General features: G+C 54.3%; 10 protein-coding genes. 3 read left to right on the top strand and 7 right to left on the bottom strand.

What is annotated here, in order from left to right; all coding sequences use genetic code 11:
* From J1784_RS02220 to J1784_RS02195, 6 genes are all read right to left on the bottom strand, one after another.
* The coding region (locus tag J1784_RS02220; protein WP_217147832.1) for a DUF6531 domain-containing protein at positions 1–333 on the bottom strand (333 nt) is incomplete at its 3' end.
* 256 nt (positions 334–589) lie between these two features.
* On the bottom strand, positions 590–1,519 hold the full coding sequence (locus J1784_RS02215) for a metallophosphoesterase (RefSeq protein ID WP_217147831.1): 930 nt from the start codon (positions 1,517–1,519) through the stop codon (positions 590–592).
* A 20-nt stretch (positions 1,520–1,539) separates the two neighbouring features.
* Positions 1,540–2,355 (bottom strand): carbohydrate ABC transporter permease, encoded by an 816-nt coding sequence (locus J1784_RS02210; protein WP_217147830.1) that lies wholly within the window; start codon positions 2,353–2,355, stop codon positions 1,540–1,542.
* Complete coding sequence (locus J1784_RS02205; protein WP_217147829.1) at positions 2,352–3,263, bottom strand: carbohydrate ABC transporter permease; 912 nt, start codon at positions 3,261–3,263, stop codon at positions 2,352–2,354. The genes J1784_RS02210 and J1784_RS02205 overlap by 4 nt, the downstream gene beginning before the upstream one ends.
* Positions 3,264–3,271: 8 nt before the next feature.
* Positions 3,272–4,552, bottom strand: a complete 1,281-nt coding sequence (locus J1784_RS02200; RefSeq protein ID WP_217147828.1) for an ABC transporter substrate-binding protein — start codon at positions 4,550–4,552, stop codon at positions 3,272–3,274.
* 55 nt (positions 4,553–4,607) lie between these two features.
* Positions 4,608–5,711: an ABC transporter ATP-binding protein gene (locus tag J1784_RS02195; protein WP_217147827.1), complete on the bottom strand. Its 1,104-nt coding sequence runs from the start codon at positions 5,709–5,711 to the stop codon at positions 4,608–4,610.
* A 202-nt stretch (positions 5,712–5,913) separates the two neighbouring features.
* On the opposite strand from J1784_RS02195, the gene hslJ reads away from it, so the two are divergent.
* Positions 5,914–6,336 carry a heat shock protein HslJ gene (hslJ, locus tag J1784_RS02190; protein WP_217147826.1) on the top strand — a complete coding sequence of 141 codons (423 nt, stop codon included), beginning with the start codon at positions 5,914–5,916 and terminating at the stop codon, positions 6,334–6,336.
* A 52-nt stretch (positions 6,337–6,388) separates the two neighbouring features.
* Here the strand turns inward: hslJ and J1784_RS02185 are convergent, their stop codons facing one another.
* A complete protein-coding gene (locus J1784_RS02185; RefSeq protein WP_120509145.1) occupies positions 6,389–6,670 on the bottom strand; it encodes a putative hemolysin in 282 nt (93 codons plus the stop codon).
* Positions 6,671–6,909: 239 nt separating this feature from the next.
* On the opposite strand from J1784_RS02185, the gene J1784_RS02180 reads away from it, so the two are divergent.
* Both J1784_RS02180 and nifJ read left to right on the top strand, forming a co-directional pair.
* Positions 6,910–7,566 (top strand): MgtC/SapB family protein, encoded by a 657-nt coding sequence (locus J1784_RS02180; protein WP_217147825.1) that lies wholly within the window; start codon positions 6,910–6,912, stop codon positions 7,564–7,566.
* Between the two features lie 240 nt (positions 7,567–7,806).
* Positions 7,807–11,337 carry a pyruvate:ferredoxin (flavodoxin) oxidoreductase gene (gene nifJ / locus J1784_RS02175; protein WP_217147833.1) on the top strand — a complete coding sequence of 1,177 codons (3,531 nt, stop codon included), beginning with the start codon at positions 7,807–7,809 and terminating at the stop codon, positions 11,335–11,337.
* The last annotated feature ends 21 nt before the right edge of the window (positions 11,338–11,358 follow it).

The following is an 11,358-nucleotide window of genomic DNA, read 5'->3' as shown; positions in this document are numbered from 1 at the left end:
GAGTTCGTCCGCGCCAATTTGCAGGCGGATGTCCGCCGCCGCGGTCCAGCCGGGGCCGAACAGCCCGACCGGCGCGGGCGTATCCGTTTTATAGCTGCTGTACGAACGGCTGAGCACAAACGGCAGCACCGCGGGCAGCGCGATATCGGTCTCATCTGGCAGGACTTTGGCCCCCAGCGACGGGTTAACGGGGCTGCCTTCTTTGACCCCGCCGGGGCACACCGAACACGCCACACCGGTCGGCGCACCAATCATCACGCCTAAAGAGCCCTGAACAATCTGGCCGCCAATGGCGGTCATATCAAACTGCCGTGCCGCCGGAAATCCGGGCATGAGGTAAATCCTTTTGATGAAACGTCCGTGGAATGATTGATTTGAAAGTGGCGTATTTGCTGTTACATAAACAAAACAAATACAACCAAATCAAAAAGATGGGTGAGAGTAGGCGCAGGAATGAATGTTTGATGTGACGGGTGTCGCAAACGGAAGGAAAGCAGAAAAAGTGAAGTGAAATAAATAAAAAAATCCCCGACGGGAAAGGTCAGGGATTTAGAAAAAAATGAAGATCGTGACGCTTAGTAGCACCTGGTCAGCGGCTCAAAACGCGGCTGATTTCAGTGCCGTAACCGGTAACTGTCAGGACGTCATCGGCCAGCGTGACAGAGGAAAAAGGCAGGCTGCTTTCGCCGTCCACCATTCCTTTCATCGTAATAAAATCGGTGTTTCCGACGCGGTCGTAGCCGCCGCGGTGGTCGTGGCCTGCGAAGTAGGCGCGCACGTCATAACGACAGAGCAACTCGACAAGCGTTTCACAGTTCCACAGGTTATGGCTGTTCACCGGCGTCAGCGGGTAATGTCCGAATACCAGCACCATTTCACGATTTTCGCGGGCTTCACGCAGATTTTGTTCGAGCCATTCCAGCTGTTTGCGCCCTACCGCACCATTCCACGGCTGTGCCTGCGACTGCTGGCACTCGGTCAGTTCTTCCAGCATATATTCAGCGAGCTGACGGTCGTCACCGTTGGCATGATTGCAATACAGGCTGACGTCGTTGCCGTCGATGACCATAAAACGATAGCCCGGCAGACTGAACGAATAATAACTTTTCGGTAAACCAATGGCCGGTTTCTGCGCGCCAAGATGTTCGGAAATTACCTGCGCATCATGGTTGCCGATAAGCACTGCATGCGGGTGACGCAAGGCTTCATAGCGGTTCAATACCGCCTGAAAACTTGTCCAGTCTCTGTCCACCAGGTCACCTAATGTGACGACAAAATCGAGTTTTAAATCATTCAGCTCATGGATGGCGGTCGCCAGTTTATTCAGGCTGTTGCGGTAATAACGGATTTTATGCGTATCCGCATCCGCATATTGCGGATCGGCAATCAGCCCGAACCGCAGCCGCGCGCCGTTTACCAGCGCGTCATGCACCTCAGGCGGCTGATAAAGTGAACTGACATTGCCCAGCGCCTGAGCCTGACGTTCGGATAACAAAGGGGATGAAGTCGTGACGGTCATAATATTCTCCTGTCAGGTTCTTATCGGATCCCTGCCCGCATAAAAGATTGGACGAACTGACGCTGGAAGATAAGAAACAGCACCAGTAATGGCAGCACGGTCATCAGCGTGGCGGCGCTGATCAGCGCCCATTGCACGCCCTGCTCCGGCGCGGAAAACAGCTGAAGTCCGACGGTAACCGGCCGCACTTTCACCGAATCGGTGATGACCAGCGGCCAGAGAAAATCGTTCCAGTGGAAACTGATCGAAACCAGCGCAAAGGCGACATAAATCGGTTTTGCCAGCGGGATGTAGATTTTGCGCAGGATATAAAACCGGCTGGCCCCTTCGACAATCGCGGCTTCTTCCAGCACCAGCGGAATACTTTTGAAAGTCTGGCGCAACAGGAAGATGGCAAAGGCCGAGGCGAAATACGGCAGCGCGATGCCTGCCAGCGTATCGCGCAGACCCAGCGCACCAATGGTTTTGTAGTTGTTCAGGATCAGAACGTCGGGACTTATCATCAGTTGCAGCAGGATAAGCGCGAAGATAAATCCACCCGCTTTGAGTTTACACCGCACCAGCGCATAGGCTGCCAGCGTCGCCAGTATCAGCTGGCAGACCACAATCATCAGTACCAGCAACGTTGTATTGAGAAAGTAGCGGGCAAACGGCGCGGCGTTCCAGGCATTGATAAAATTCTGCAAGGTCAGCGGCGCAAACAGCGAAAAACTTCCCTGGGCGGAGGCCGGATGAATGGCCACCCAGACCGAAACCAGCACCGGCAAAAACCACAGCAACGCGGCCAGCCAGATGGCGAGGTTCAGGGAAAAACGGCTGAGAGAAAAACGATTCACTGATAGTGCGCCCTTTTATCCAGCAGATTGAATTTGATCAGCGCGATAGCGGCGAGGATCACCAGCAATACGACAGTCATGGCGGAAGCCGCAGGTAAATCCCAGTAACTGAAGGCCGTGCGGTAGATGTAAAACAGCAACAAACTGCTGCTGTTGTTAGGCCCGCCGTTGGTCATGGCGATGACCTGATCGACAATCCGGAAAGCATTCATCGAGGCGTTGATCAGGATAAACAGCGTGGTCGGCATCAGTAACGGCCACTGCACGCGAAAGAAGTAATAGCGGCGCGATGCCCCTTCAATTTCAGCGGCTTCGGCCAGTCGCGGATCGATTTGCTGCAATGCAGCCAGATAAAAAATCATAAAAAATCCGGCCTCACGCCAGACGGAAACGGCCATCAGGCTGTAAAGTGCCGTGCCGGGTTCGCCAAGCCAGTTGACCGCAGGCAGCGAAAACAACGCCAGCAATTTGTTTAGCAACCCGAGCTGGGGCGTATAGAAAAACAGCCACAGATTGGCAATCGCCACCATCGGCAGCAGCGAAGGAATGAAAAATGCTGCACGGGTGATGGCATTACCGCGCAGACGACGGTTCACCGCCAGCGCCATCATCAGCGCCAGAACCACTGACAGCGGAATGGTGATCACGGCATAAAGCAGGTTATTGCGCAGCGACAGCATGAAGATGTCGTCGTCGAGCAAGGCGCGATAATTATCCAGCCCGACAAACTGCGGTGCATGCCCGCTGCGCGCGGCGCTGAACAAGCTTTCCCACACCGTCGCCAGCGCCGGATAATGGGTAAACAGCAGCAAAAAACAGAGCGCGGGCAACAGCAGCAGATAACCATAAAGCTGTAAAGACAGCCCGCGGGTGCGGGCGGCCGGTGCAACGGTGTGCAGGATGCTCATGCCGGTCCTTACTGGTAAGGTTTCAGCAGGCGGTCGGCCTGTTTCTGCGCGGAACTCAGCGCATCTGCCGGCGTTTTGGCTTGCGTCACAGAGGCTTCGATGGCGTGGTTCAGCAGTTCCTGAATCTGCACGCTGTTATACGTCGACAACTCCGGTTGTGAATATTTAAGCTGTTCACGCGCCACCAGCGCCTGCGGCACCTGTTTCACGTAATCCTGCATAACCGGGGTTTCCCACGCGGCTGGCGATGTGGCGACATAACCTGTCGCGATACTCCAGCGCGCGGCCTGTTCTGGCGCCGAAACCCAGCGGATAAATTCCATCGCGGCTTTCTGCTGTTCCGGCGTGGTATTTTTGAAAACGTAGAGATTGCCGCCGCCGGTCGGGCTGCCGCGCTGGGTTTTCTCCGGCAACATCGCCACGCCGAACGGGAATTTAGCGTTTTCACGCACGGTCGTCAGGTTGCCGGTGGTGGTTACCATCATCGCCGTTTTACCGTTGATAAAATCCTGCGGCGTAGTGCCCCAGGCAATGGTGCCTTTTGGTGATACCCCCTCTTTTTGCGACAAATCCGTCAGCCATTGCAGCGTTTCGACGTTGGATGGCGTATCGAACGTGACCGCCGTGCCTTTGCCGTTATCCAGATGGCTGCCGTTGGTCGCCGCAATCCCCTGGAAATTCCAGTAACCGTTTGGCGTGGAGGGAATTTCGATACCCCATTGCTTCACTTCGTTACCGTCACGCACCACCAGTTTCTTACCGAAATCGACTACCTGCTGCCAGTTAGCCGGCGGTGTATCGCCATTCAGCCCTACTTTCTCAAACGCCTGTTTGTTCCAGTACATCACCACGGTTGAACGCTGGAACGGAATGCCCCAGACCTTGTCCTGAATATGGCGGATAAAGGCCGGATAGAAACCGTCAATCCACTGCTTGCCGTCTGCATCATTTGCCAGGTCGCTGACCGGCAAAATCGCACCGGCGTCGATCAGCGAATACGCTTCAATGTCGCCGATCACCGCAATCTGCGGCGCATTACCGCCACGAAACGCGGTCAGCGCTTTGGTCACGGTCGTTGCGTAATCGCCGGTATACACCGGCTGAATGCTGATATCCGGATGCGTTTTCTGGAAATCTTCCACCAGCGTATCCACGGTATGGCTGATCTTTCCGCCTACGGCGATCGGGTAATACATTTGTAATTTCACAGGATCCGCCGCAAAGGCCGAGGTACCGGTGATTAAAAGCATCGCTGCGGTCAGACGTGAGAAACGGTGCGCAATAGACATGATGTTCCCTTCGGCAATAGTCGTTGTAAGAATAAAAGTGACTCAAAAATAGGTGCTACACGGCGAGGCGGTTATCTAAAGGCACGCAGGCTTGTTCCGCCTGATAGCAGCGCTTTCCGTCCGCTGTGAAGAAAAAATATTGGGCGCCCGCGGACCATTGCAGCCCGACGGCCTGGCCTTCGGCGTAGCGTTTCATCCCGGCAACTTTAACCGTCAGCGGTTGGGGATATCCCGCTAACGCACAGGCGATCAGCGTATCCGCGCCCATATATTCATGGCTTATCACCTGCGCCGTCAGGCTGGCGTTTTCAGCGGCAATCAGCTGAATATCTTCCGCACGCAGGCCGAGACTGATGGCGTCATGGTGGAAATTCTCCACCACCGGCAATGACATTGTGACGAGATAATGGTGATGGCCGCGACGTTCTAGCGGCAGAATGTTCATCGGCGGCGCACCGATGAATTGCGCGGTAAAAATGCTGGTCGGGTTGTTATAAAGATTGTCCGGCGTGTCGTGCTGTTCGATACAACCGTCGTTGAGCAGAATGATTTTGTCGGCCATGCTCATCGCTTCGGTCTGATCGTGGGTGACGTACACCATCGTCAGGCCAAGCTTTTTCTGAATCGCGCGGATTTCACGGCGCATACTCTGACGCAGTTTGGCGTCAAGATTAGAAAGCGGTTCATCCATCAGGCACAGCTTGTTATTGGCGATCACCGCCCGTCCCAGCGCCACACGTTGCTGCTGGCCGCCGGAAAGCTGCGCCGGAAGCCGGTCGAGCAACGTTTCCAGCTCCATCAGTTTGCTCACTTCTTGCAACCGCGCCGCAAAATGCCGTTTATCCTCGCCGCGCGCCCGCAGCCCGAATAACAGATTTTCGCGAACACTCATGTGCGGAAACAGTGCGTAAGACTGGAACACCATCGAAAGCTTGCGCTGCGATGGCGTAAGCGCCGTAACGTCTGACTGTTGAAAATAAATCGCGCCGCTGTCGGCAGATTCCAGTCCGGCAATCGTGCGCAGCATGGTGGATTTACCGCAGCCGGAAGGCCCCAGCAATGCAATAAAATCCCCCTCTTCCACATCAAAGCTGATGTCGTTAAGCGCGATTTTATTGCCCCAGGATTTTCGGATGTGATGAAGTGATAAATAGCTCATGCCGCTGTAAGTCTCTCTGACCGGTGATGGGCATAACCTAGCGGCCTAAAATGACGATTTTATGATGGGGAGATGACGGGAGGAATACAGCAAGGGTTAACTTGACTACTCATTCACGCTATAATACGCCAACAAACATTGCATAAGTCAGTCGAATATATTGGCATGGCGAGTGCTAAAGGAATATTTCTCAGGAGAGAAGATGAAGAAGTCACTGTTTATTCTGGCCGCCGCGATGACTCTGGGTGCCTGCAGTATGAATCAGAACACCACCGTGAAACAAAACGATCTGCAACATCATCGTTTTGAATTACTGAGCGTTGATGGTCAGACGGTTCCTGCCGCGCAGGGACGTATTCCCGAAATCGAATTCGGCTCCAACATGCATGTTTCAGGCAAAATGTGTAACAACTTCATGGGCCAGGGCCAGTTGCAAAACAACGTGCTGACCGTGAAAGGTCTGGCGTCCACTATGATGCTGTGCCCGGATGAAAATCTGAATAAATGGGATCACGTGATAAGCGACGTACTCAATAACGGCGCGGCAGTGACCTTGCAGGAAAACAAACTGACCCTGACGCAGGGCAAACACCAGCTGGTCTATCGCCTGAAAGACCGTATGTAGTAGCAGGCATAAGCGTGAAAACAAAAACGCCAAACATCAGTTTGGCGTTTTATCAGGCTTTACAGAGTCCCTGCATCAGCGCGCCTTCAGAGCACTGACGTCCGTTAGACATTGAACACATGCCGACACGGCTTCCATCAAGCTGCGGTGCCATACGTAACTGGCCTCCCGCCATGGAGCAGGCTGCATAAGCCGGGCTGTCCATATTAACGGTACGTTGTCCGATATTTACGCTGTTGCCTTTTTGCACAACATCAGCCGAATCGTCGTGGCTGCTGCATGCGGCTAACACCAGCACACCCGCGGCCAGTAACACGCGAAACGCAGTGATCATCTGTCCTGCTCCTGAATATGACGGGGAATTTTTTCGAATTGCCATCATATCCGACGTTTTTCATCGGCGTCGAGCCCTGCGAAGAAATAACATCAACTTTTTCCTAAAAAAATTGTGTATTTAAACACTCAGACACATTTTATTTCGCACGGTTATTTCTTTGGCTAATAAAATTAACTGTTATTAACCTCTTTTCCGTCTACATACACTGGAAAATATAATCAACAAGGAGCCTTTTTATGCTGACAGATTTTCTCCTGCGCATTGCCCTGGCCGGAGCCCTTGGCGGCCTGATCGGTATTGAGCGTCAGTTACGCGCGAAAGAAGCCGGATTACGCACCCATATTCTGGTGGGTATCGGCAGCGCGATGTTTATGATTGTGTCGAAATACGGTTTCGCCGATATCCTGATGCAGACCCACGTGAGCTTCGACCCCAGCCGTGTCGCCGCGCAGGTCGTCAGCGGAATGGGTTTCCTTGGCGCCGGGACCATCATTATTCAAAAACAAATCGTGAAAGGCTTAACCACCGCCGCCGGTTTGTGGGTCACCGCTGCCATTGGTCTGGTGATTGGTAGCGGACTGTATGAAATCGGCATATATGGCGCGTTTATGACCTTAATTGTGCTGGAAGTGTTTCGTCAGATCAGCAATCACTGGGTCGGCCATCACCATTTAATCGAAATACGCCTGATGCCGGAAAGCGTCCCGGCCGTATTATTAGCGTTGCAGAAAATGCGTATTCGTCCGGGCCATATCAAAGTGAATCAGCGCGATGAAGATGAAAGCAAGTGTGAACTTGTTCTGGATGTGATCCTGCGACCGAAACAAAGCGTGGATAAATTGTACGAGGCGCTGATGTCGGTGAAAGGAATAAAACGTATGGATATTAATTAATCCCCGTTCATTTCCTGATTACCCTATTTGGCCGCTGCTGAGTTTGTCTTTTCCACCAGCGGCTAATAATAATCCTTAAACGATCGTTCATTCTGCAACCGCTTCAAAACTCAGGCGAAATAACCCTGCACACAAACAGGATAAATCGATTAATCCGCCCTCTGCTAAGCTTTTAACATTCTTGCCAGCAAAACGAATTTTCTGCTGGCCGCTATTGTGAGCAACGCAAAAGGGTATTCCATGATCACCACTGACGGTAATAACGCAGTCGCTTCCGTGGCTTATCGCACCAACGAAGTGATTGCCATCTACCCGATCACACCCAGTTCCACTATGGCCGAAATTGCCGGTGCGTGGTCAGGCGAAGGTAAGCAAAATCTCTGGGGCGACGTCCCGACGGTAATGGAAATGCAGTCCGAAGCTGGCGCGATTTCTACCGTCCACGGCGCATTGCAGACCGGCGCGTTATCGACATCTTTTACCTCGTCGCAGGGTCTGTTACTGATGATCCCGACGCTCTACAAACTTGCCGGTGAACTGACACCGTTCGTGCTGCACGTTGCGGCGCGCACCGTGGCAACCCACGCGCTGTCGATTTTTGGCGATCATTCCGATGTCATGGCCGTGCGCCAGACCGGTTGCGCTCTGCTCTCTGCCGCCAGCGTTCAGGAAGCGCAGGATTTCGCGCTGATTTCTCAGGTCGCCAGCCTCAACAGCCGCGTGCCGTTTATTCATTTCTTTGACGGTTTCCGCACCTCGCACGAAATCAATAAAATTGCCCCGCTGAGCGATGACACGCTCCAGCAGATGCTGCCGCAGGCGCAAATTGACGCACACCGCGCACGTGCCCTTTCGCCGAACCATCCGGTGATCCGCGGGACTTCGGCTAATCCCGACACCTATTTCCAGTCACGTGAAGCCACCAATCCTTATTACAACGCTACCTGCCAGCACGTTATCGACGCGATGAATGCTTTTGCCACCCTGACAGGCCGCGAATATAAGCCGTTCGAATATGTCGGCGATCCGCAGGCAGAAAGGGTGATTGTGCTGATGGGTTCGGGGATAGGCACCGCAGAAGAAGTGATTGAAACCCTGAATGCGCGCGGCGAAAAAGTTGGCGTGCTGAAGGTGCGCTTGTACCGTCCGTTCAGCGCAGAGCATATGTTGTCCGTGCTGCCGCAAACCGTGAAAAGTATTGCGGTACTCGATCGCACCAAAGAACCGGGCGCGCTGGCTGAACCGTTATATCTCGACGTAATGACCGCGCTGGCCGAAGCGTATAGCCGTGGCGAGCGCGATTCGCTGCCGAAAGTCTCCGGCGGACGTTACGGATTATCTTCGAAAGAATTCGGCCCGGACTGCGTGATGTCGATATTGTGCGAACTGTCGCTCAGTCAGCCGCGTCCGCGCTTCACTGTCGGGATTTATGACGACGTGACCGGCCTTTCGCTGCCGGTAGTGGAAGAAGATTTACCGCAGCACGCCTCGCTCGAAGCCCTGTTCTACGGGCTGGGCAGCGACGGTTCGGTTTCGGCCACCAAGAACAACATCAAGATTATCGGTAACAGCACGCCGATGTACGCGCAGGGATATTTCGTTTACGACTCCAAAAAGGCCGGTGGTCTGACGGTGTCGCATCTGCGCGTCAGCGAAAAGCCGATCAAATCCGCGTATCTGGTCAGTCAGGCGCATTTTGTCGCCTGTCATCAGTGGCAGTTTATCGACCTGTATCAGATGGCAGAACGCCTGCGTCCGGGCGGCATTTTCCTGCTCAACACGCCGTTTAGCGCCGATGAAGTCTGGGCGCGTTTACCACTGGAAGTTCAGGCGACGCTTATCCAGCGCGAAGCCCGTTTCTATGTGATTAACGCCGCCAAAATCGCCCGCGAATGCAAACTCGGCGCACGCATTAACACCGTCATGCAGATGGCGTTCTTCCATCTGACGAAGATCCTGCCGGGTGAACAGGCGCTGGCCGAATTGCAGGGCGCGATTGCCCGCAGCTACAGCAGCAAAGGTGAAGAAATCGTTACCCGTAACTGGATGGCGCTGGCCGCCACACTGGAAGAACTGGTTTCTGTACCGTTGCAGGCGGTCCCTGAAAATCCGCGCAAACGCCCGCCGATTGTGTCCGACGCCGCGCCGGATTTCGTCAAAACCGTTACCGCCACCATGCTGGCCGGTCTTGGCGATGCCCTGCCGGTTTCCGCTTTCCCGCCGGACGGCACCTGGCCAACAGGCACCACGCAATGGGAAAAACGCAACATTGCCGAAGAAGTGCCGATCTGGAAACCGGATTTGTGTACTCAGTGCAACCACTGCGTCGCGGCCTGCCCGCATTCGGCGATCCGCGCCAAAGTGGTTCAGCCAGAGTTTATGGAAGACGCACCGTCCGCCCTGCAATCGCTGGATGTGAAATCCCGCGACATGCGCGGTCAGAAATACGTGTTGCAGGTCGCACCGGAAGACTGCACAGGCTGTAATTTGTGCGTGGAAGTGTGTCCGGCTAAAGACCGTCAGGACCCGTCCATCAAAGCCATTAACATGGCGGATCGCATCGAACATCTGGAAGAAGAACGCGCCAACTACGACTTCTTCCTCAAACTGCCGGAAATTGATAAAACCACGCTGGAACGCATCGACATTCGTACGTCTCAGCTAATCACGCCGTTGTTCGAATATTCCGGTGCCTGTTCCGGTTGTGGCGAAACGCCTTACATCAAGCTGCTGACCCAGCTGTACGGCGACCGTTTGCTGATCGCCAACGCCACCGGTTGTTCGTCGATTTATGGCGGCAATCTGCCTTCAACGCCTTATACCACCAACGCCGATGGTCGCGGGCCGGCCTGGGCAAACTCACTGTTTGAAGATAACGCCGAATTCGGACTGGGCTTCCGTCTGACTGTTGACCAGCATCGCCGTCGCGTGCTGCGTCTGGTCGCGTCGCTGGAAGAACATATTCCCGCCGATCTGTTAGGCGGCTTGCGCGATGAAACCTCCACACCGGAAGTGAAACGCGAACATGTCACGGCCCTGCGTAAGATTCTGGCGGATATTGACACGCCGGATGCGCGACAGCTGGCAACGGACGCTGATTATCTGGTGGATAAATCCATCTGGCTGATTGGCGGTGACGGCTGGGCGTATGACATCGGTTTCGGCGGGCTGGATCACGTACTGAGCCTGACGGAAAACGTCAACGTGCTGGTGCTCGATACGCAGTGTTATTCCAACACCGGCGGCCAGCAGTCGAAAGCGACGCCGCTGGGCGCGGTGACGAAATTTGCCGAACAGGGTAAACGGAAATCACGCAAGGATCTGGGTGTCAGCATGATGATGTACGGTCATGTGTATGTGGCGCAAATTTCGCTGGGTGCGCAGCTGAACCAGACGGTTAAAGCCATTCAGGAAGCTGAAGCGTATCCGGGACCGTCGCTGATTATTGCGTACAGCCCGTGCGAGGAACACGGTTACGACCTGGCGCTCAGTCACGACCAGATGAAACAGCTGACCACCACCGGTTTCTGGCCGTTGTACCGCTTTGATCCGCGGCGTGTGGAAGAAGGCAAACCAGCACTGGCGCTGGATTCAAGGCCGCCTTCCAGCGGCCTGACGGATACGCTCAACAATGAGCAGCGCTTCCGTCGGCTGAATTCTCAGCAGCCGGAAGTCGCAGAAATGTTGTATGCCGCAGCAGAGAAAGAGTTGCAGCAGAAATATGATTTTCTGGCGATGTTAGCGGGGAAAAAGGCGGAACCAGAGTCTTAACACCCGGATAATTCCTCCCCC

It is taken from the genome of Rahnella ecdela, from assembly GCF_019049625.1.
Taxonomy (GTDB): domain Bacteria; phylum Pseudomonadota; class Gammaproteobacteria; order Enterobacterales; family Enterobacteriaceae; genus Rahnella; species Rahnella ecdela.
This window is presented reverse-complemented; position numbering and strand designations above follow the sequence as displayed.

Excerpts from the sequence above, each read along its gene's own strand:
- J1784_RS02215 (WP_217147831.1), bottom strand. The coding sequence starts at position 1,519 with ATGACCGTCACGACTTCATCCCCTTTGTTATCCGAACGTCAGGCTCAG.
- J1784_RS02180 (WP_217147825.1), top strand. The coding sequence starts at position 6,910 with ATGCTGACAGATTTTCTCCTGCGCATTGCCCTGGCCGGAGCCCTTGGC.
- J1784_RS02205 (WP_217147829.1), bottom strand. The coding sequence starts at position 3,263 with ATGAGCATCCTGCACACCGTTGCACCGGCCGCCCGCACCCGCGGGCTG.
- nifJ (WP_217147833.1), top strand. The coding sequence starts at position 7,807 with ATGATCACCACTGACGGTAATAACGCAGTCGCTTCCGTGGCTTATCGC.
- J1784_RS02200 (WP_217147828.1), bottom strand. The coding sequence starts at position 4,552 with ATGTCTATTGCGCACCGTTTCTCACGTCTGACCGCAGCGATGCTTTTA.
- J1784_RS02195 (WP_217147827.1), bottom strand. The coding sequence starts at position 5,711 with ATGAGCTATTTATCACTTCATCACATCCGAAAATCCTGGGGCAATAAA.
- J1784_RS02185 (WP_120509145.1), bottom strand. The coding sequence starts at position 6,670 with ATGATCACTGCGTTTCGCGTGTTACTGGCCGCGGGTGTGCTGGTGTTA.
- hslJ (WP_217147826.1), top strand. The coding sequence starts at position 5,914 with ATGAAGAAGTCACTGTTTATTCTGGCCGCCGCGATGACTCTGGGTGCC.